Consider the following 20,337-nt stretch of genomic DNA (forward strand, 5'->3'; position numbering starts at 1 on the left):
TTTTCTAATGCGTGTGAACACTGCAGATCAATCTCAACATGGCTGACAAACCCACACCTTAACATCATCACCTGTATATCGTTTTTCGGGTTGTAGTTTCTGAGGCAAAAATCTATTCCTTTATCAAAAAGCCGAGCAGCGTTCAAAACAGATTTATGGCAAACGCGTGTTGCCATTTTTTTTGTCGGTTGAATGCTGAGTATTATTTTGAGACCGCATTTTTTCAGTCGGCCGGCAAGTATAATCAAGTCGGTGATGTTCATATCAAGCGCGAGCATGGAATCAAGCAGGTTGAAAATAACTAACTTGTCAGATTGCGTTGAATAAGATTTGTTTATGTTGATTTCCATCAATGAAGCATGATGAATGAAGTCATTAGCTTCAAACTCCAAATTCGGCTCCACTAAATCCGGCTGGCAAATTGCTTGAGACAGTTCGGAATGTAAACTGGGGAAGTAGCTCCAGACATGTCCGGCCATATCACGATTTCGGTCGAAAAGCTCTTCACTCATGAGGATCATGTTGTTGATATTGTCGTGCTCTATACCCATGGCAATGGTCCTTATAATCCAAGATCTGGGATATTTCAGAAACAACATTATCAATCCTGATGAACTTATATCTTACATAGGCTTACATAACACAACATAACCGCTACTAATCAACTAGGTGAGCCAATTCGGCATATTATGTATTCATCCGGGAAGGTGAATAATATGCACAGACTGAATATTGAAGAAAAGCTGAATGTCCTGCATCGATGTGTCGATGCCAGTATTAATGGCGTCATCATTACCAAAACTACCGAAGAAGACTTTGAGATTATTTTTGCAAACAAACGCTTTTTAGCCATAACCGGTTATAGCATGGACGAAGTATTAGGAAGGAACGGTAAATTTCTTAATGGGAAGATGACCTCCAGAAAATCCTTAAAACAGCTCAAGCAGTCGATACTTGATGAAAAAGATATCGAGATAAGACTTATTAGTTATCGTAAAAACGGTGAACAATTCTGGAATAGTCTGTATGTGTCACCGGTATATGACTCTCATCAAGAACTGATTAATTACATTGGTATTATCAACGACATTACAGAAGATGTTGCGCTCCAGAATCGGCTTGAATTCAACGCAAAGTTCGATAGTCTGACCGAACTTGTCAACAGGCAGACACTCGAAGAAGAAATAGCTCAAACTCATAAGCAGGCTTTGAGTGAGAAATCGGCCTATTACATCATTTTTATTGATCTCGATGAGTTCAAATCTATCAATGATACGATGGGGCATTCTGTGGGCGATGCGGTTTTAAAGTCAGTTTCGGGCAGGTTAAAAAGCATAAGCCGGAACTTGGACATGATAGCGAGAATCGGCGGTGATGAGTTTGTCATGCTGCTCAAGAATGTATCCGAGAAGGCTGATGTTACGAAAATTGCAGAAAGAATTATAGAGAAGATTTCCGAGCCGATTAAAGTTAACAACCATACCCTACAGATTTCGGCAAGTTTAGGCATTGCCTCCAATCATCATGCTACTTATGATCCCGACGAAGTTCTGCGCAATGCTGATATGGCAATGTATAAAGCTAAGAACTCAGGCAGAAATCAGTATTGCTATTTCAATGATGAACTCAGTGACAATCTGAGACAGCGCCAACATGCAAAAAGCCTGATTTCCCTGTCACTCCTGGGCGACCACTTTCACCTTATATATCAACCGATTATTGAATGTGAAGAGCAGACCATTTTTGCCGCTGAGGCGAAACTTGGGCTGCAGGTAAACAATCAGACCTTGGCACATGGAGAAATATTCAAAGTTTCTGATACATCGGGACAACTATTTCGCGTCAATGAGATTCTGGTCAGCAAAGCTGTTCGCAGCTACTTCATTAACAGCAAAAATAGCCATGTTCCAATTCCGCTACTGATACCCATATACAAAAATTATTTCAAACATCATGATTTTTCAAAAAATGTCGGGCAAATTTTTGCGGATTATGCCAGTCAGGATCACCTGATTTATTTTGTACTGCCGGATGGGCTGCTCACTGACGATGAACTGGAAACCAGGTCGAAGATAAATACACTTCTCGACTTGGGTGTTAAAATCTGCCTCTGTAATTTAAGCAATTCTTTCGCAATTCTTCGAAACATGGATGAAAAGATCATTTCTGCAATTACTGTAACCAAAGCACTTACGAAGAATACGAGGGATAGCCTTATCGACCGGACAATTATGGAATCGCTGATAAAAATTGGCCGCCAGTTGTCGATCGATATTATTTTTAGTGGTGTTGATAAAAATCAGCAGCTGTCAGCGTTAAGAGATATCGGTGCTGAGCTGATTACCGGCAGAGTGTTCAAAGCCAGTACTAGTCTGGCAGTCCTGAAGGAGCACTATTCTCAACATTGTCAAAATGCCATATGAACAATGACGCCAGTTTGAAAATCCCGAGGTTATCCTCTGAGCGGTTGCTTTTGTTTATGTTAGATCGTGACCAAACCAAGTCGACGCCCCGGCTTTTGGGGAGCGGTGTGTAAAACTCGCTTATTGAGGCATACAATGGGATTGATCGTGCTGACCAGATGAGCGTTGGGTAGGCCGACAGCCAAGGGTGAAAGTTATGCGAGCTATCATGCTGAGTGAGGAAGCGTTCGAAGACAGCGAGTTGCAGCAACCATACGAGCGGCTGAAAGCGGCTGGCGTTGAAGTCGATATTGCCGCAACGCAGCGAGGTATCTTCCGGGGTAAGCATGGCTTGGAGGTCTCTGCCAATCTGACACTTGATGAAGTGAAGCCGGACGATTATGGTCTGTTGTTACTTCCGGGGGGTAAGGCGCCAGCCCGATTGCGTCAGGAACCGGCCGCAATTGAGATTGCCAGGCACTTCTTTTCAGCTGATAAACCGGTCGCGGCAATTTGCCATGGTCCGCAGATCCTCATTTCCGCGGGCTTGCTGACAGACAGGACCGCCACATGCTATCGCGAAGTTGCATCAGAATTACGTGAGGCAGGAGCGCATTATCTGGATCAGGCGGTGGTGGTTGATGGCAATTTGATTACATCAAGACACCCTGGCGATCTGGATGCTTTTATCAACGAAATATTGAAAACAATTAAAGTAGCTGGCTGAGGTTTGATTATGCGGTACAAGTCAGATTATCCAATACAGGAGATATAGCTATGAACAAGTACATTCTGACCTTGTTGTTTGTCCTCGCTACTGCTTTGTCATTTAACAGTTATGCTGAGCCGGGCAAGGGTGGTGGAAAAGACAAGGCCCAAGCCGAACAGGGCGAAATGAGCGGGCAAATGCGTGAAGAAAAAATGGAAAAAGGCGAGCAGATGAAGGAACAGATGCGAGAACATCAGGACGATGCCCAAGGAATGGAAAGACAACGAGAACTGAAAAGCGAGCAAGAACAGAAAGAATTGGGTAAAGGTTCGGAACAAGGACAGGAGTCACGCGAACAACGCAAAAAATGGTGGCAGTTCTGGAATGATGAAGAATAAGTCATTGGTTTTGTTATGATGATATCGGATAAACAGCCAGTCACGAGCAATGTGGCTGGCTGTTTTTTTGTGGCAGGGGTGCAGACTTTTTGATTCATGCCAGTATGACGGCATTACTGATGATGAGGAAATGGAAGCCAAGCTATCTACACTGACTTATGCGGTGCGACTGCCGGTTATCGCCAAGTACACCGGACAGCTGCTTTTTCTGCTCGCCATATTGAGTTTACCGCCAATGCTAGTCGGCGTGGTTTTTGGCGAATATGGCATTGCCTTACGCTATGCACTGGTCTGTTTGGTTTTGGTGCTTGTAACCATTCCGCTTTCGCGGCTTGCGGTTCCTACCCATATCCAGACAAATGAGGCTTTGGTGATTACCAGTCTGGCTTTTCTGTTTTCACCATTGATCATGACCTATCCACTGATGGCCAGTGGGCTGCCATATATCGATGTTTTGTTCGAGGCCGTTTCGGCTATCACCACTACAGGCCTGACCACCGTGACCGAATTACAGGCTCGTCCGGCGACATTCCTGTTTGCCCGTGCCTGGATGCAGTGGTATGGCGGTCTCGGAATTGTGGTGTTATCGATCGCCTTGTTGATGGGGCATCACCTGGCTGCACGGCAGTTGGCCGAGCCGCTCAGAAGTGAAACGATGGCAACTACAGCAAGCTATCATGCACGGCGCATGCTGGTGATATATCTGATTATGACGGTATTCGGCCTGGGACTGTTATGGGCCTTGATGGGAGATGGGTTCCACGCGTTGCTGCACGTATTAAGCGCGGTTTCCACTGGCGGTTTTGCCCCTCACGATGCCAGTCTGGCTGTATTCGATAGTCAAACCGTTCGTTTTGCAATTATCATGCTGGCGCTGCTGGGAGCGGTGCCGTTGCCGCTGTATTATTTCGGCTGGCGCAAAGGCTTCAGTGCTTTCGTTACCGATATCGAGTTGCGCGGTCTGCTGCTTATGACCATCATCATTTGTTTGCTGCTAGTGCTGCTGATGTATTTCAAGTCGGGCTTCAGTTGGCAGCAAAGCATTTCTCATGGCCTGTTACTGGGCATTTCTGCGCAGACGACCAGTGGTTTCAGTTCTATGGCTATCAACAACTTAGGCGATAGCGAAAAGCTGGTCATTGTGCTTGCGATGCTGACAGGCGGCGGGCTGGGCTCGACGGCCGGCGGCTTCAAAATCATCAGATTGTTGATTCTGATAAGACTGGTTCATCTTTTGATAATCCGGACTAGCATACCGAGCCATGCCATGGTGAAATCGAGTCTTGGCGGCCGAACGCTGGATAATGAGGATTGCCAGCGTGCCATGCTGCTGGTTTTCCTGTTTATCGTCACCGTTCTGTTATCCTGGCTTATATTTTTATGGTTCGGTTATCCGCCATTGAATGCTCTGTTTGAAGTGGTTTCGGCTACCGGTACTGTTGGTCTTAGCACTGGTATTACACAGCACGAACTACCTGCGTTGCTCAAGATGGTGTTGTGTTTCGATATGCTGTTCGGGCGTCTCGAGATTGTGGCGCTTCTGATCTCGCTGTATCCTCGTACCTGGATTGGAAAAAGGGCGAATTTAACATGAGAGCAGTGTTTATCGGAGGTTCCGCCCTCAGTGTCATGACAGCAAGCATCCTAACAAACCGCGGACATGAAGTAGTGATAATCGAACACGACAAGGAGCGTATTGATGCCCTGTCCGAAGATATGTCCTGCGGCTTCCTGCTTGGTGACGGTACTCGTCCCGCTTTGCTTAAGGAGGCCGATCCGTCCCAAACCGACATCTTATTCTGCCTGACCAGTAATGATCAGACCAATATCATTGCCAGCCTGGTCGGCTTGTCTCTGGGCTTCAAGCGAGTAGTGACCGGTATCGAAAATCCCGAATATGAACATATCTGTATCGAGCTTGGGCTTGAAGATACTATTATTCCGGCCCGTACCATAGGCAGTTATCTAGCCGACATGTTAGAAGGGCAGGATCCACTGGTATTGTCGACAATGATCCGTGATGAGGCGCGGGTATTTTCCTTTGTGATTCGTAAAGAGGATGCCGGTGCTATCAGTGAACTCGAATTGCCCTCGGAAAGCCGCGTGGTATGCCTGTATCGCAAAAACAAGTTTATCGTTCCCGAGGAAGACACCGAGCTCAAGGCGGAGGACGAAGTGGTGATCGTTACTCACAGGCGCAACCTGGCTGAACTCTCCCGGCGTTGGGGACTGTGAGTCAGGTATGAAGCACTTGCCTAATGTCCGACGCTGAACATTCCGGATCCAGAGCGGCACAAAACGAAGTCTGGATATAAACAGTTTGCAAACAATTTAGTTACTTGTTTCCCCAAAAGACTATGAGTGATTTGCCCTTGCCTGCCTTAGCCTTCAAGGTCGACAATATAACTGTAAGCAAGTCGGTTGCCTTGTCTGCTAAGACAAGTTCTCTTAACCACCCTCAGGCATATCAGTATTCTGCCTGTGAGTTTTATTGTCAGAGGGGGAGAGCCAATGTCTTTTAGTCTGAAATCATCCACCTTTACTCACGAAGCTCAAATGCCAGCGCTCTACACTTGTGAGGGAAAAGACATTTCACCACCGTTGTCATGGCAAGATGTGCCGGAAGGCACACGCAGTCTGGTTCTTATCGTCGATGACCCGGATGCGCCCGATCCCCGGGCACCCAAGATGACCTGGGTACACTGGGTTATCTATAACCTGCCAGTTGATATCGCAGAGCTTGCCGAGGGGGCAAGCCCGGATAATCTGCCTCCCGGTACACAGGAAGGCATCAATGACTGGAAAAGAACGGGTTACGGCGGTCCATGCCCGCCTGTGGGCAATCACCGTTATTTTCACAAGCTGTATGCGCTGGATATGCTATTGAATTTTAGAGGCTCGCCGGACAAACCTGCTGTCGAAGCGGCGATGGACGGCCACATTCTCGAGCAGGCCACCCTCATTGGCTATTATCAGAAATCCGGCTAATGATGATGCGCATTCTGCGCGCGAGGAAAGCTTGTAATTGAAGACGTTTTAGGCTGCTTGTAAGCCTTCATGAGCAGCCTGTTGCGATTTATTAGCGGCTGTTTTCATAGCCTTGTTGACGGGATGAGTTTGCTTTATGAGCGATAAATCTACTAGAAATAATCAGATCTTTATCAATGATCGGCCAGTTTCGGTGAAGGATGGAGAACTATTGATCGATGTGCTATATCGGGAAGGTATAAAAACACCGTCATTATGTTACAGCCCCGGTCTTAGCAAACCGGGATCATGCCGGGCTTGTCTGGTGGGAATCGAAGGAAGGCGTGGCTTTACCCCTGCCTGTGAAGTCAATGTTGAGAGAAATATGCGGGTCACAGCGCAGTCTGCGGAATTGGAGCAGGAACATAAAGCTGTTCTCTCCCTGTTGCTCGAGCATTATGTGGATGATGACTTTAATGCTGCTGGATGTGTCGATGAAACTGAGTTTGATTACTGGCTGCGACGTTATGAGCTGACACCAGCGACTTCCGCTAATCATGAGCCCTTGTTCAAAGCTGATAGCGATCCACATCCTGCCATACGTGTGGATATGAACAAATGCATTTTATGCACATGCTGTATTCGTGCCTGTGACGAAGTGCAAGGTCGCTTTGTATGGGGATTGGCTGACCGCTCTCGGGCCACACGGATAATTGCCGGAATAGATGAATCCATGCTGGAAGCAAGGTGTGAGTCATGCGGTGCCTGCGTTGCTTATTGTCCCACCGGCGCTTTGTCCGACCGTAACAGGCCGATTGGTTTTGTTGCAGATGAAAAAGTCATGACCACCTGTGCTTACTGTGGTGTCGGTTGTAACTTTGATATGCATATTAAAGATGGCAAATTGCATCATGTCACCTCCAATCCGCATGCGCCGGTGAACGGCATGCATCTGTGTGTGAAAGGACGCTACGGCTTTGATTTTGTCCATCACCCGGATCGTTTGACCCAACCTTTGGTAAGAGAATGGTTGTTAAATGACCGTGAAAGGCCTGGAGGCGGATCGCGCGGTGGCTGGGTGGCAGTCAGCTGGGAACAGGCGCTGGATATTGTTGTGCAACGCTTCAGCAGTATTATTGACGAGTCCGGGGCGGATGCGCTTTCCGTGTTTTCTTCCGCTAAATGCACCAATGAAGAAAACTATCTGATGCAGAAGTTCGCCCGCCAGGTTCTAGGCACGCATAATGTTGATCACTGTGCACGCTTGTGTCATTCATCCACAGTGGCTGGCCTTGCAGCGGCATTTGGTTCCGGTGCCATGTCCAATACGATGGCTGATGTGGCAGAGCAGGCCGAGGCACTGTTTGTTATTGGTTCCAACACGACCGAGCAGCATCCTGTTTTCGGCTCCATGTTGCGACAGGCTATTTATCAACGTGGGGTAAAACTGGTGGTCGCCGATCCACGCCGAATCGACCTCACTGAATTCGCAATACTGCATTTGCGCCATAAACCCGGGACCGATATCGCGCTGGTCAATGGCATCATGCACCTTATCGTGGAAAATGGCTGGCAGGATCATGAGTTCATTAACCAGCGTACGGAAGCCTATGCCTTGCTGCTTGAATCACTGAAAAAATACACCCCTGAGTATGTCAGTAACGTTACCGGGGTGACAGTCAAGCAACTTGTGGAAGCGGCCTCTATACTCGGTACCAGCAAACCGATGGCTGTGATCTGGGCCATGGGCATAACTCAGCATACTGTCGGCGTGCAGAATGTGTTCAGTCTTGCCAACCTGCAAATGCTGACCGGCAATATGGGCATAGCCGGTGGCGGCGTCAATCCGTTGCGAGGTCAGAACAATGTGCAGGGTGCCTGTGATATGGGCGGGCTGCCGAATGTCTTCCCTGGTTATCAGCAAGTGACAAATGCGGAGAGCCGTAACAAGTTTATGGAAGCCTGGGCACTGTCCCATCGCGTTCAAATGTACGGAAATACACCAGGACTCACGATTACCGAAATGGTCGATGCTGCTCTGGTTGGTAGCGTTCGTGGCTTTTATATCATGGGGGAAAACATGATGATGTCCGATCCCGACATCAACCACGTACGACAAGCAATGTCTAATGCCGAATTCACCGTTCTGCAGGAAATCTTCCCGTCAGAAACTGCTGACTATGCCGATGTATTACTACCCGGTGTGAGCTTTGCGGAGAAAGACGGTACTTTTACCAATACCGAGCGTCGCGTCCAATTGATTCATAATGCGGTTACCTCTCCGGGACAAGCCAGGAAAGACTGGGAAATCATTGCTGATCTCGCAAGGCGTATGCTTTCATACCGTTGTCAATCTCCCCAAGGCCCATATGCCGGCTGGGATTATGAAACAGCTGCCCAGATAATGGATGAGATTGCGGCATTAACACCTTCCTATGCTGGTGTTTCCCACGAACGATTGCATAATGGCGAGCAATTACACTGGCCGGTCAAGGACAAACAACATGCCGGTACTCCCATTCTGCATAAAGGGCAATTTACACGAGGCAAGGGCGTGTTTCATGTAGCTGAACACATGCCGCCCGAAGAGCTTCCTGACGCAGATTTTCCATTATGCCTGACGACGGGACGCGTACTTTATCATTGGCATGGCGCTGAGATGACTCGACGTTCGCAGCCACTGGCTGCGCTGTATCCGCAGACCTTGGTGGAAATTTCCCGGGAAGATGCCGTTCGGCTGGGTATAAAAGATTCGCAAGTCATTCGTGTCGTATCAAGGCGAGGCGAAATGATTGCAATGGCGGATATCAGCGAACGCGTCCCGCCAGGACTGATCTTTGGCAATTTCCACTTTCCCGATGAGGCCAACGTCAACAACCTTACGATTGGGGCCGTTGACCCTGTCGCCAAGATTCCCGAGTACAAGGTTTGTGCCGTCAGAATTGAAACTCAAACCGATAGCTAGCATGTTCCAAAAGAAGCAACTATCTCAGGGTCAGTAAGTTTGAGCGAAAAGGGGAACCGGTCACATACGGCTAGTGATTTTGCTACGTGCCCAGTCTGGTCTTCAGGTCGACACTATAATTGTAGAAAGTCATTTGCCTTGTCTGCCAACATAAGTTTTCTTAACTACCCTCAGGCATGGCAGCATTCTGCCTGTGAGTCTTATTGTCAGAGGGGGTGAGCCAATGTCTTTTAGTTTGAAATCATCCGCTTTTAGCCACGGAGACCAAATACCGGCAATCAATCCACAAAAATGTCGGGAGTTATGCTTCACTCCCGAACTACAACTTCCTACTCTATAAATAGCCTTTGGCCGTCAGGTTTCGTGATGATTTTATCGTTGCTAAAAAGAAGGGCTGCCTGTTGTTGGTTTCGATGTCGGATTCTGACACCTTCACAACACAGGCAACCCTCTCTTTTCCAATGGCAGTGTCAGATAGGTTCTGAGCGCATCCAGATAAACCGGCCAAGTCACTTCAGATGCATATCAGACTTGACGGCTCGCACACCTTCTACATTGCGAGCAATTTCTACTGCCGTGTCAATATTTGCCTGAGAACTGACGAAACCACTCAATTGAACGACACCTTTGAAGGTCTCGACGTTTATTTCTGATGCTTTTAACGAAGGTTCGTTGAATATAGCTGTCTTCACTTTTGTAGTAATAACTGTATCGTCAACATATTCGCCAGTACTCTCTTGTGTGGGCGTTGAGCCACAGCCCAATAGTGAGACAAATAAAATAGTGACTAAGAAACTAATGAAATATCTAGAGTTGGTCATGATGATGCTCCTTGTGTCTAAGGAATCGAACATCCCGCCTGTATAAACAAAGCGGGGCATAACCACTTGATTTAGCGAAAGGTCAGGCTGTCGCCTTGATCTTTAAGCAAGCGCAACAGAAATAACAAGCCGATGGCACCGATTATTGCGACGATCAAGGCATCGAGACCTTATTTGTCAGTGCATGATTTATGCTATTCCCTAAGTTGTTAATTGTAAATAGATTTTACCGATGCGCTCCCTGTGCTGGTCTACTGGCAATCTAAAGTTGCGTAAAACGGTAAGCGGGGCATATATTCCAGTGTAGTGGTCGGTGTTTCCTAACGGCCTGGCCGCCATGACCACATGAGTTGAGCAGTGATTATGATTCGACTCATTGAAGGCCTGATGTTCGTATAGATTCAACGGGGCTACTCAGCTGCGTAATGAGAACAGACATCGTGTTGTTCTATTTATATGATGATGCAGCGGTGAGAGTGGATGTTCGAGTCAGGTGCTTGCAGCAACAGCACCTCACAGGAGCAGCATCATGACCAAGCCAATTAAAATTATGCTCTTCTCCATCAGCGGCTTCTTGGGGCTACTCATTATCTGCACGCTGCTACTGATTTCTATTGTGGACATCAATAGCTACAAATCTGAGTTGGAAACAACCGCATCGAGAGCTTTAGGGATGGGGGTCAGCATTAACGGCGGAGTGGAAATTGGCTTGTTTCAGGGTTTGCTCATCACACTTGCTGACGTGCATATTCGCAATAATGAGGATCGGGATATTGCGTCTGTCAGTAAGATCAAGCTTGGAATTGACCTTTTACCTTTGTTGAAAAAAGAAATCAGGATCGTTTCAATCACGCTTAAGCAGCCCAGCATATCTCTGGAGACGGACTCGGAGGGCAATTTCAACTTCCGGCGCCAGCAAACAGCGGCAGCCAGATTGCCAGTGTTGAACCTGAAAGACATTTCCTTTTCAGACGGAACGTTTTACTACGCTAACAAGCAATCCGGGGATAAGTTTGAAGCCAGCGAGTGCAGCATGGACATGAGCCAGTTGCAGTTTGCGGGTGGGCAGTGGGCCGACCTGATGAAAAACCTTTACCTCACGGCAGAACTCGACTGCGAGGTGGCGCGAAGAAATGATTTTGCAATGTCCGATTTTAAGCTTAAGGCCGACGGCAATAACGGCATGTTCGATGTTGAGCCCATCACGATGCAGCTTTTCGGGGCGCAGGGGACGGGAAGTATTCAGGCGAATTTTTCAGATGCTGTACCTCGTTACGAGGTCAGCTTCTCACTGCCTAAGTTTCGCATTGAAGAGTTTTTCAAAACGCTGTCGCCTAATAAAAAAAAGGTTGCTGAAGGAGAAGTGGATTTCTCCGCAAACCTGTCGATGCAAGGTAAGGCAGTCGACCAGATGAAACAGACTATGGGAGGCCAGTTTTCATTACGGGGTGATAATCTGACCCTGTTTGGCAAAGATATTGACCAAAGCCTCTCACAGTTCGAGGCCAGTCAGTCATTCAATCTCGTTGATATGGGCGCCTTTTTCTTCGCTGGTCCCCTCGGCACGGTAGTCACCAAAGGTTACAGATTTGCCAGTATCTTTCAGGGAGATGGGGGCCGTAGTGACATCCGGACACTGATCTCCGATTGGAAAATGGAGCATGGCGTAGCGCAGGCCCAGGACGTCGCCTTGGCGACAAACGAGAATCGAATCGCGCTTCGAGGAGGACTCGATTTCATCAATCAGCAATACGATGACATGACTGTGGCGGTGATTGATGAAAAGGGGTGCGCTAAGGCTCAGCAAAAAATACGGGGCAGTTTCCAGCAGCCAGTGGTAGAGAAGCCGAGCATCCTTGAATCCCTCTCTGCACCACTAATCGACTTGTTGGAAAGAGGGCGGGATCTCTTTTCTGATGGGGAGTGCGAAGTGTTCTACGCCGGCTCGATAACCGTGCCGAAATGAGAATCCTGCAGCACAACCCCTACATCAGTAAAAGGTAAATGCTGCAGAGTGGGAATAACAGATTGGTTACACAACAGAGGCTAATCTGAGTTAAGCGACGTAAGACACGTTCGGCATTATCCACCAATCACTTTTCTTAGTGCATCAAATGGCGGAAATGGGAACTTAGGGTTCTCATGCGATGAGGCAATCGTCGATCAACAGTTGCCTTTTTTCGCTTGACCAGGCGGGCAGTGATAACCGTTAACTCTTCTCGGTCCGGAGTCATGATCATGGTGGTCATCAGTCGTAACGGCAGCCCCGACGGCTCCACCGAGCGCCCCGCCAACAATGGCACCATCACGACCGGCAACTTCATTACCAACGGCAGCACCGACCGCACCACCAATGCCACCGCCAATTGCGGCATCAAGTGTTGAACTGTCAGCATTCGCCTCAACAGCTAACAAAGCAGCCGCCAAAAAAAGATAGTGCATCTTCATAATATTTAAACTCCAGTAGGGGTTAATTAAACGCTCATATTATCGTTACTTACGCCGGTTAATATCGTGATGGTCATCACACCTGGATGTTAAATATCTGAGACCGGCTGGGAAGCTTTAAGGGATGGCATAAAGCAGTGGGAGCAGATCAAATAACCAACACTATGTTTCAATAAAGTTTTAGTAATGGCAGTATTTAAGCAACAAGATGTCAACCCTTTACCGAGGATGAATCATAATGAAAGTCTTGGGATTCTACAGTCTTGGCTTGACACAGCAATCACCGGACTTTGTTGAGACAGATGTAGTTGTTTTCCTTGCCCCTACAAGTATAAATAACCTCGACTCCATGGGGATTATCAAATCAGGAACAGGCTTATGAGTGGTAGTCCGGGCGTTAAAAACAGATAAGAAAATATCCCCTGAGATAGCTGCCTATGTCAGAGAAAGAGTATCGAATAAACCTGGATGATGGGCGTATGCTTGCCTGCCTGGAACTGGGTAATGCCAGTGGTGAGGCGGTCATTTATTGTCATGGTTACCCGGGCTCTCGTCTGGAAGCCAGGCTGGCCGAGCAGGCCGTCAAGCGCCTTGGACTGAGATTGATTGCGCCTGACCGTCCCGGCTTTGGCGAATCCAGCTTTCAAGCGGGGCGGACGATTGGCGCCTGGGCAAATGATATTAAGCAGCTGGCTGATCAGCTGGGGTTGGAGCGTTTCTCCATTCTTGGTGTTTCAGGCGGCGGGCCTTATACCCTTGCCTGTGCTGCAGGCATTCCCGAACGTATAAATCAAATCGCCCTAGTCGGTGCGCTTGCACCGTTGTCCGGGATGCACTCCACCCGGGATATGGTGGCATTTAATCGTATGGTGCTGACCCTCGGCACTTGGTATCCCGCTTTGGCGCGGCGTGTCGTTGGCTTGATGGCGCGATGGTTTCGCAGACAGCCGGAAAGTCTGTTTAAGTTTATGCTAGCCGGTGCACCAGAGGCCGATAAAAAGGTGATTGACGATCCGGGTTTTAAGGTGATTTGGCTTGCAAGCGTGAAAGCGGCTCTGCTTCAGGGAGGGCAAGGTGTCGCCTGGGAGCTGCCGTTGCTGGCTCAGCCTTGGGATTTCAATCTGGAGCAGGTGCTTGTCCCGGTTCAGATTTGGCACGGCTTGAGCGATACCGTGGTGCCGGCGACGATGGCTCGTTATCTGGTCGAGACATTACCACACAACAAGGTCCATTATCTTCAAGGCGAGGGGCACTTCTCACTGATGGTCCGTCACCTTGATACTGTGCTTGAAGACCTGTGTCGATAGTGAGAACTTTTTGTCCTTTTTTTGCGTGCGCGGTAAGGTTATAACCATCAGCCTCCTGGATCGTGGTTTGCACTGAAAATGATGAGTATTTTAATTAAAACAATTAGTTATGTGTGCGGAAAAATTATTTTTAGCCTACCAAGGATGATTTCTAATCCTATTGAACAATAGGTTGGTTATATATGGCTACATAAACTAAACTGCTAATATTCATTATTTTTGGAAGCTTGGAAATGGAATTTCTATTTATCATAATTTTTGTGGCTGCAATTGCAGTTTTTTTCATAAAGTCATTTCATGGCACATCAAAAGACTCAACTGAAGAACCTCAATACCCCTATTTCAAAAACTCATCACTTCTGACGCCAGCAGAAATATCCTTCAAACACGCTTTGAAAATAGCTGTTGCTGATCAGTATGAGATCAATATAAAAGTCCGGTTGGCCGATTTGATTTCTGTTCATAAATCACAATCAAAGTCTGAGTGGCAAAAATCATTCAATAAAATACAGTCGAAGCATGTTGATTTTGTCCTGACCGACAAAGACACCTCAGAAATTTTATGTGCAATTGAGTTAGATGATTCGTCGCACTCTAGAGCTTCCAGACAAAAGCGCGACAAGTTTCTTGATAATGCATTTAAATCAGCAAAGCTACCTCTGATCAGGTTTCCTGCTAATCGGGCTTATCAATCACAAACGATCGTCGACAACATCAAGGAGATGCTAGAACCTGTTACTATCATTGATGAGCAAAAGGCTGACTCAGATGCAATCAAAGTTTATCTGGAGCCACAGACTGAGTTTTTTGAAGCTGTTCAAGAAACGATCTCGGATAAATGCCCGAAATGTGGTTCCCTGTTAGTCGAGAGAGCTGCAACTAAAGGAAAATATGCCGGTATCAGGTTTCTAGGATGTTCAAATTTTCCTCAATGTCGTTATAGATCAGTTTCTGGTGAGAGTACCTAATTTGTAGCTTGCCATGAAACGGGGTGAATTTGTAATTAAAACAATTGCTTGTGGATACAACTTAAAATTCAAACCTTGCTACGGTTATAGATAAATTAGTGCTGTTTAGTTACGAATTCTCAATATGCCTCATGTAGTGGTTCATGCCTCCTCAAGGAGGGAGCTGATATTTACCGCAGCAATATAGGAAGGTGTCATGCAATGGCTTGGATATTCCTCCTTAGTAAAGACTTATCTATGTATATAGAAGAAAACTCGGGGTGATAACATCGTCTTGTCCGGGAAGGGCTGTAGAAATTAAAAGGAGTGAGGAATGAACATCAATATGGATGAGGACATCAGACAGGCCCATGCCAGAATCCCTGAAAGCAAGCCTTCGATATCATTATCGCAGTTACTTTTTATCATTGTTTTAGGGGTATTCATAGCCAATATGCTCTCGTGGGGGACTCAAAGAGGTATAGAGTTTGTAGTCGCCAAAGAAATGTTAAAACGAGCTACTAATGAGCTTGCAGAATTCAATGCTAAAAATAAGGCTAAATCAGATGAGACGAGAAGACTAAATGCCGCTATTGCAAAACAAAGACAACTAGAAAATGAAAAAAGGGAAGCTGGCCTAAGACAGGCTCTGGAAACGTGTAATTTTTGGCGTGATCAATATAGAAAAGGGAGTACCAGCCAGAACAAATTTCAGCGTGATCAGTCGTGTAATTTTGTGAATGAATTTAGATAAAAAGCGGATCTATGGGACAGTGGGGAGTCTACAGGGCAATACATAAAAAAAGCAGTTACCAAATTAATGATAACTGCTTGATTTATATGCTTTAAATGGCGCGCCCGGTACGATTCGAACGTACGACCGCCTGGTTCGTAGCCAGGTACTCTATCCAGCTGAGCTACGGGCGCTAAAACCGTGAATTATACTGACATTCAATGATGTCTGCAATAATTATTGGCGGAGAGCGAGGGATTCGAACCCTCGATAGGGGTAAACCTATACGCCCTTAGCAGGGGCGCGCCTTCAGCCTCTCGGCCAGCTCTCCATCAAAGCCGCCTATTATATCAGCTGATATTTATTTGGCTAGTGATATATAGCAATTAACCGGCATTCGGATGATCTTTTTCCGCTTGAATGCGGTCATAGATTTCTTCACGGTGGACGGAGACATCTTTAGGCGCATCGACACCAATTCTGACTTGGTTGCCTTTGACTCCGAGAACGTTGACTACGACGTTATCACCAATGATGAGTGATTCGCCGACTCGGCGTGTAAGTATTAACATTGTTTTTCCCCTTTACTCTCAAAATAAGGCTCGAGGATTGGTAGGAGAAAAGTGACTCCCTTCATGCGTGTAGGCCTCGTGCCTTTCCTGTTTTAATTCCTGTCAGAGCTCTTGTCGTCTCTTTGATCATGGACTATCGAAATGGATAGATCTATCCTCAGACCTCGATTTATTTTATCAGGAAGTTTAGTTGTCCGCGACAGTAATTGTTACAGCTTGGTAACAGGGCTTATATTGTCGGGCTTTGTTCCAGATGAAAGGCTTTGTGCAACGCCCTGACGCCGAGCTCAAGATATTTTTCATCCACGACCACGGAAATTTTGATTTCAGAAGTGGAGATCATGCTGATATTAATATTTTCCTGGGCCAGTGTAGCGAACATATTGCTGGCAATGCCTGCATGCGAGCGCATGCCTACACCCACAACTGAAATTTTGGCAATGTGTTCATCACCGTTGACTTCACGTGCCCCCAGTTTTTCAGCAATCTGCTGCAGAATTTTCAGCGCGGTTTGATAGTCATTACGATGAACGGTAAAAGTGAAATCTGTGGTAGCGTCATGACCGGTGTTTTGAATAATCATGTCGACTTCAATATTTTCAGCGGCGATCGGGCCAAGAATTTGCGAGGCCACACCCGGATGATCCGGAACACCCAGAATAGTGAGTTTGGCTTCGTCACGATTAAATGCAATACCTGAAATAAGAGCTTGTTCCATTGAGGGGTCCTCAGCCGCGATTAATGTGCCACCGCCTTTGGTAAAGGAGGAGAGCACACGTAACGGGACGTTATACTTACTGGCAAATTCAACAGAGCGAATTTGTAATACTTTTGCACCGAGGCTGGCCATTTCCAGCATTTCTTCGAAAGTGATATGGTCGAGGCGGCGTGCTTCCGGCACCACACGTGGATCGGTGGTATAAACACCATCAACATCGGTGTAGATCTGACATTCATCTGCTTTCAAGGCCGCGGCAAGTGCCACTGCGGTGGTATCGCTGCCGCCACGACCGAGCGTGGTGATATTACCGCTTTCATCACAGCCCTGAAAACCCGCGACCACAACCACTTTACCCTGGCTTAAATCATTATGGATTTTGTTATCGTCAATTTGCATGATACGCGCTTTGTTATGCGCGTTATCGGTAAGAATGCGAACCTGAGTCCCCGTATAAGAATTCGCAGGCATGCCCATTTGTTCCAGCGCCATACAGAGCAGGGCGATGGTGACTTGTTCACCGGTAGACAGCAACACGTCCAGTTCACGACCGCGAGGGTGGTCATTCAAGTCTTTCGCCAAAGCAATAAGACGGTTGGTCTCACCACTCATGGCAGAAACCACAATCACCATGTCATGGCCCTGATTACGGTGAGCGATGACTTTTTTGGCGACTTCTCTGATGCGCTCTACAGAGCCTACGGAAGTGCCGCCGTATTTTTGTACGATAAGTGACATGCTTACTTTTCCAGCTTAGATCCTACCCAGTCTGAAACAGAAGCAAGTGCTGCTGCCAGGTTCTGAGGTTCATTACCGCCGCCCTGAGCCATATCGGGACGACCGCCACCTTTACCACCGACCTGACTGGCCACATGGCCAACCAAATCACCGGCGCGGATTTTATCGGTAATGTCCTTAGTTACGCCAGCAATAATTGTAATTTTTTCGTCTTTAACCGAAGTCAGAACCACGGCAGCGCTTCCCAGTTTGTTTTTCAGTTGATCAACGGCTTCCCGCAAAGCTTTACCGTCAGCGCCTTCCAGGGTTGAAGCGAGTACCTTGATGCCGTTAATGTCTTTTGCTGAGTTTGCCAGGTCGTCGCCGGCACTGCTGGCCAGTTTGGCTTTCAGGCTTTCCAGTTCTTTTTCCAGTTCACGGCTGCGTTGAACCAGTTGTGATGCCTTGTCCTGAACATTTTCGGGTTTTGCCTTGAGTAACTCTGATACTTCCAGCAGGCGGGATTCGATGTTGTTGATGTAGTCGAGCGCAACATTACCGGTGACGGCTTCAATACGCCGTACACCTGAAGCAATACCTGTTTCCGAAATAATTTTAAATACGCCGATATCACCGGTATAGCTAACGTGAGTGCCGCCACATAATTCCACCGAAAAGTCGCTCATGCGTAAAACACGCACTTCTTCATCATATTTCTCACCGAACAGGGCGATGGCACCACTGCGTTTGGCTTCTTCAATCGCCATCAGTTTGGTTTCGACGGGATGATTAAGTCGGATTTGTTGATTGACCAGGCGCTCGATCTCGCGCAGTTGCGTTGGCGTCACGGGTTCAAAATGTGAGAAATCAAAACGTAACCGTTGCGGATTGACCAGCGAGCCTTTCTGGGTGACATGCTCACCGAGGATTTTTCTTAATGCGGCATGCAGCAAGTGGGTAGCTGAGTGATTGAGCGCAGTGGCCTGACGACTGTTTTCATCAATTTGAGCGGTGATTTGCTGATCGACCTGGAAACGGCCATGTTCACACACGCCGATATGCATGAAAGCCTTGCCTTGTTTGCGAGTGTCTTTGACGGTGAAGCTGGCTGAGTCGCTGGTGATTTCACCCTGATCCCCGACCTGGCCGCCTGATTCGGCGTAGAAAGGGGTGTGATCCAGCACAATAATGCCTTCCTGGCCTTCGGTCAGACTGTCAACGTGTTCACCGTCGACGATGATAGCGTTGATGGTGGCATCATCCTGAGTCAAGTCATAACCGCAGAACTTTGTTTGCGCATCAATCGTAATTTGTTCTGCCGGGCCGCCAGCAAACTGGCTGGCACTGCGGGCACGGGTGCGCTGCGCTTCCATGGCACGCTCAAAGCCGGCGATATCAATGGTTAGACCCCGTTCACGTGCTATGTCTGCTGTCAGATCAATCGGGAAGCCGTAGGTGTCGTAGAGCAGAAATACGGTTTCGCCCGGAATTTCCTTGTCAGACATTTCTTCAATGGCCTGATCAAGGATACGGAGCCCGTTATCCAGCGTATCAGCGAAGCGGTTTTCTTCCTGCAATAAAGCACGTTCAACCAGTGGCTGAGCTTGTGCCAGCTCCGGAAAGGCTTCGCCCATTTCTTCTACCAGTGGCGCGACCAGTTTATGGAAAAATGCGTCTTTTAGGCCAAGTTTATGACCGTGACGGATGGCGCGGCGGATAATACGGCGCAGTACATAACCGCGGCCTTCGTTGGATGGTTGTACGCCATCAGCAATCATAAACGAACAGGAACGAATGTGATCGGCGATAACACGCAGTGAAAAGTTGGCGGAATCTTGGGTACCTGATAGTTGCTGAATTGATTTAATCAGATGCTGGAACAGGTCAATTTCGTAATTATTGTGAACGTTTTGCAACACGGCTGCGAGACGCTCCAGCCCCATGCCGGTATCGACAGAAGGTTTGGGCAGGGGCGTTAAAGTACCGTCTGCTGCCCGGTTATATTGCATGAATACCAGGTTCCAGATTTCGATGTAACGATCTCCGTCTTCCTCCGGTGTGCCGGGCGGACCGCCGGCAATATCAGGACCGTGATCATAAAAAATCTCGGAGCAGGGACCGCAAGGGCCGGTATCGCCCATCGACCAGAAGTTGTCTTTGGCACCGATACGGGAAAAGCGCGAGGCATCGACACCGATTTCGTTCAACCAGATAGCGGCTGCTTCATCGTCTTCTTCAAATACGGTGATCCAGAGTTTGTCGGCGGGCAAACCCAGTGTTTCAGTCAAAAACTCCCAGGCATACTGAATGGCTTCACGTTTGAAATAATCACCGAAGCTGAAATTACCGAGCATTTCGAAGAAGGTATGGTGGCGTGCAGTGTAGCCGACATTTTCCAGATCATTGTGTTTACCACCGGCGCGGACACAACGTTGTGTGGTCACGGCACGCGTGTATTTGCGTGTTTCCTGACCCAGAAAAACTTCCTTGAATTGCACCATGCCTGCATTGGTAAACAGCAGGGTAGGATCATTGGCAGGCACCAGCGGGCTGCTGGTAACAACTTCATGTCCTTTGCTTGCAAAAAAGTCGAGGAACAAATTGCGAATATCAGCGCTACTTTTCATTGTCGG

General features: G+C 47.6%; 17 protein-coding genes and 2 tRNA genes. 11 read left to right on the forward strand and 8 right to left on the reverse strand.

The features are described 5' to 3' along the window. On the reverse strand, window positions 1–551 hold a 551-nt coding region (locus tag OMP95_RS00005; protein ID WP_266324579.1), incomplete at its 3' end, for a hypothetical protein. Between the two features lie 165 nt (window positions 552–716). Here OMP95_RS00005 and OMP95_RS00010 point away from each other — a divergent pair. The 7 genes from OMP95_RS00010 to fdhF all read left to right on the forward strand — a co-directional run bounded on the left by OMP95_RS00010 (window position 717) and on the right by fdhF (window position 9,441). Continuing rightward, the gene (locus tag OMP95_RS00010; protein ID WP_266324581.1) at window positions 717–2,423 is read left to right on the forward strand and encodes a diguanylate cyclase domain-containing protein; all 1,707 of its coding nucleotides are present in this window, start codon (window positions 717–719) and stop codon (window positions 2,421–2,423) included. A 196-nt stretch (window positions 2,424–2,619) separates the two neighbouring features. Beyond that, window positions 2,620–3,129: a type 1 glutamine amidotransferase domain-containing protein gene (locus OMP95_RS00015; RefSeq protein ID WP_266324583.1), complete on the forward strand. Its 510-nt coding sequence runs from the start codon at window positions 2,620–2,622 to the stop codon at window positions 3,127–3,129. Between the two features lie 50 nt (window positions 3,130–3,179). Next, on the forward strand, window positions 3,180–3,509 hold the full coding sequence (locus OMP95_RS00020; RefSeq protein WP_266324585.1) for a hypothetical protein: 330 nt from the start codon (window positions 3,180–3,182) through the stop codon (window positions 3,507–3,509). 130 nt (window positions 3,510–3,639) lie between these two features. Then, the gene (locus OMP95_RS00025; protein ID WP_266324587.1) at window positions 3,640–5,103 is read left to right on the forward strand and encodes a TrkH family potassium uptake protein; all 1,464 of its coding nucleotides are present in this window, start codon (window positions 3,640–3,642) and stop codon (window positions 5,101–5,103) included. Then, on the forward strand, window positions 5,100–5,744 hold the full coding sequence (locus tag OMP95_RS00030; RefSeq protein ID WP_266324589.1) for a potassium channel family protein: 645 nt from the start codon (window positions 5,100–5,102) through the stop codon (window positions 5,742–5,744). The genes OMP95_RS00025 and OMP95_RS00030 overlap by 4 nt, the downstream gene beginning before the upstream one ends. A gap of 276 nt (window positions 5,745–6,020) precedes the next feature. Further along, window positions 6,021–6,497: a YbhB/YbcL family Raf kinase inhibitor-like protein gene (locus tag OMP95_RS00035; protein WP_266324591.1), complete on the forward strand. Its 477-nt coding sequence runs from the start codon at window positions 6,021–6,023 to the stop codon at window positions 6,495–6,497. Between the two features lie 136 nt (window positions 6,498–6,633). Continuing rightward, entirely contained in the window at window positions 6,634–9,441 is a 2,808-nt protein-coding gene (fdhF, locus tag OMP95_RS00040; RefSeq protein ID WP_266324593.1) for a formate dehydrogenase subunit alpha, read from the forward strand. A 509-nt stretch (window positions 9,442–9,950) separates the two neighbouring features. Here fdhF and OMP95_RS00045 read toward each other — a convergent pair. After that, window positions 9,951–10,262 carry a BON domain-containing protein gene (locus OMP95_RS00045; RefSeq protein ID WP_266324595.1) on the reverse strand — a complete coding sequence of 104 codons (312 nt, stop codon included), beginning with the start codon at window positions 10,260–10,262 and terminating at the stop codon, window positions 9,951–9,953. Window positions 10,263–10,791: 529 nt separating this feature from the next. On the opposite strand from OMP95_RS00045, the gene OMP95_RS00050 reads away from it, so the two are divergent. Continuing rightward, window positions 10,792–12,228 carry an AsmA family protein gene (locus OMP95_RS00050; RefSeq protein WP_266324597.1) on the forward strand — a complete coding sequence of 479 codons (1,437 nt, stop codon included), beginning with the start codon at window positions 10,792–10,794 and terminating at the stop codon, window positions 12,226–12,228. Between the two features lie 197 nt (window positions 12,229–12,425). On the opposite strand, the gene OMP95_RS00055 is transcribed toward OMP95_RS00050, so the two are convergent. Further along, entirely contained in the window at window positions 12,426–12,710 is a 285-nt protein-coding gene (locus OMP95_RS00055; protein ID WP_266324599.1) for a glycine zipper domain-containing protein, read from the reverse strand. A 437-nt stretch (window positions 12,711–13,147) separates the two neighbouring features. Here OMP95_RS00055 and OMP95_RS00060 point away from each other — a divergent pair, with 437 nt between their 5' ends. The 3 genes from OMP95_RS00060 (at window position 13,148) to OMP95_RS00070 (ending at window position 15,718) form a co-directional block, all read left to right on the forward strand. After that, the gene (locus OMP95_RS00060) at window positions 13,148–14,017 is read left to right on the forward strand and encodes an alpha/beta fold hydrolase (protein WP_266324601.1); all 870 of its coding nucleotides are present in this window, start codon (window positions 13,148–13,150) and stop codon (window positions 14,015–14,017) included. Window positions 14,018–14,250: 233 nt separating this feature from the next. Beyond that, window positions 14,251–14,985, forward strand: coding sequence for a DUF2726 domain-containing protein (locus OMP95_RS00065; protein ID WP_266324603.1), 735 nt, complete (start codon window positions 14,251–14,253; stop codon window positions 14,983–14,985). A gap of 313 nt (window positions 14,986–15,298) precedes the next feature. Next, the gene (locus OMP95_RS00070) at window positions 15,299–15,718 is read left to right on the forward strand and encodes a hypothetical protein (protein WP_266324605.1); all 420 of its coding nucleotides are present in this window, start codon (window positions 15,299–15,301) and stop codon (window positions 15,716–15,718) included. Between the two features lie 96 nt (window positions 15,719–15,814). On the opposite strand, the gene OMP95_RS00075 is transcribed toward OMP95_RS00070, so the two are convergent. The 5 genes from OMP95_RS00075 to alaS form a co-directional block, all read right to left on the reverse strand. Beyond that, window positions 15,815–15,891: transfer RNA gene (locus OMP95_RS00075), tRNA-Arg, on the reverse strand. A gap of 47 nt (window positions 15,892–15,938) precedes the next feature. Next, a tRNA-Ser gene (locus tag OMP95_RS00080) sits at window positions 15,939–16,028 on the reverse strand. A gap of 55 nt (window positions 16,029–16,083) precedes the next feature. Further along, complete coding sequence (gene csrA, locus OMP95_RS00085; RefSeq protein ID WP_266324607.1) at window positions 16,084–16,269, reverse strand: carbon storage regulator CsrA; 186 nt, start codon at window positions 16,267–16,269, stop codon at window positions 16,084–16,086. A gap of 229 nt (window positions 16,270–16,498) precedes the next feature. Continuing rightward, window positions 16,499–17,725 (reverse strand): aspartate kinase, encoded by a 1,227-nt coding sequence (locus tag OMP95_RS00090; protein ID WP_266324609.1) that lies wholly within the window; start codon window positions 17,723–17,725, stop codon window positions 16,499–16,501. 2 nt (window positions 17,726–17,727) lie between these two features. Continuing rightward, on the reverse strand, window positions 17,728–20,331 hold the full coding sequence (gene alaS / locus OMP95_RS00095; protein WP_266324611.1) for an alanine--tRNA ligase: 2,604 nt from the start codon (window positions 20,329–20,331) through the stop codon (window positions 17,728–17,730). Window positions 20,332–20,337 lie beyond the last annotated feature (6 nt).

The sequence above is a fragment of the Methylophaga sp. OBS4 genome (assembly GCF_026319305.1).
Classification (GTDB): Bacteria; Pseudomonadota; Gammaproteobacteria; order Nitrosococcales; family Methylophagaceae; genus Methylophaga.

What these genes read in the sequence shown, in the direction of transcription:
- OMP95_RS00045 (WP_266324595.1), bottom strand. Translation starts at nt 10,262, where the DNA reads ATGACCAACTCTAGATATTTCATTAGTTTCTTAGTCACTATTTTATTT.
- OMP95_RS00070 (WP_266324605.1), top strand. Translation starts at nt 15,299, where the DNA reads ATGAACATCAATATGGATGAGGACATCAGACAGGCCCATGCCAGAATC.
- OMP95_RS00060 (WP_266324601.1), top strand. Translation starts at nt 13,148, where the DNA reads ATGTCAGAGAAAGAGTATCGAATAAACCTGGATGATGGGCGTATGCTT.
- OMP95_RS00090 (WP_266324609.1), bottom strand. Translation starts at nt 17,725, where the DNA reads ATGTCACTTATCGTACAAAAATACGGCGGCACTTCCGTAGGCTCTGTA.
- OMP95_RS00055 (WP_266324599.1), bottom strand. Translation starts at nt 12,710, where the DNA reads ATGAAGATGCACTATCTTTTTTTGGCGGCTGCTTTGTTAGCTGTTGAG.
- OMP95_RS00025 (WP_266324587.1), top strand. Translation starts at nt 3,640, where the DNA reads ATGGAAGCCAAGCTATCTACACTGACTTATGCGGTGCGACTGCCGGTT.
- OMP95_RS00020 (WP_266324585.1), top strand. Translation starts at nt 3,180, where the DNA reads ATGAACAAGTACATTCTGACCTTGTTGTTTGTCCTCGCTACTGCTTTG.
- OMP95_RS00030 (WP_266324589.1), top strand. Translation starts at nt 5,100, where the DNA reads ATGAGAGCAGTGTTTATCGGAGGTTCCGCCCTCAGTGTCATGACAGCA.
- OMP95_RS00010 (WP_266324581.1), top strand. Translation starts at nt 717, where the DNA reads ATGCACAGACTGAATATTGAAGAAAAGCTGAATGTCCTGCATCGATGT.
- OMP95_RS00035 (WP_266324591.1), top strand. Translation starts at nt 6,021, where the DNA reads ATGTCTTTTAGTCTGAAATCATCCACCTTTACTCACGAAGCTCAAATG.
- OMP95_RS00015 (WP_266324583.1), top strand. Translation starts at nt 2,620, where the DNA reads ATGCGAGCTATCATGCTGAGTGAGGAAGCGTTCGAAGACAGCGAGTTG.
- alaS (WP_266324611.1), bottom strand. Translation starts at nt 20,331, where the DNA reads ATGAAAAGTAGCGCTGATATTCGCAATTTGTTCCTCGACTTTTTTGCA.
- OMP95_RS00065 (WP_266324603.1), top strand. Translation starts at nt 14,251, where the DNA reads ATGGAATTTCTATTTATCATAATTTTTGTGGCTGCAATTGCAGTTTTT.
- fdhF (WP_266324593.1), top strand. Translation starts at nt 6,634, where the DNA reads ATGAGCGATAAATCTACTAGAAATAATCAGATCTTTATCAATGATCGG.
- OMP95_RS00050 (WP_266324597.1), top strand. Translation starts at nt 10,792, where the DNA reads ATGACCAAGCCAATTAAAATTATGCTCTTCTCCATCAGCGGCTTCTTG.
- csrA (WP_266324607.1), bottom strand. Translation starts at nt 16,269, where the DNA reads ATGTTAATACTTACACGCCGAGTCGGCGAATCACTCATCATTGGTGAT.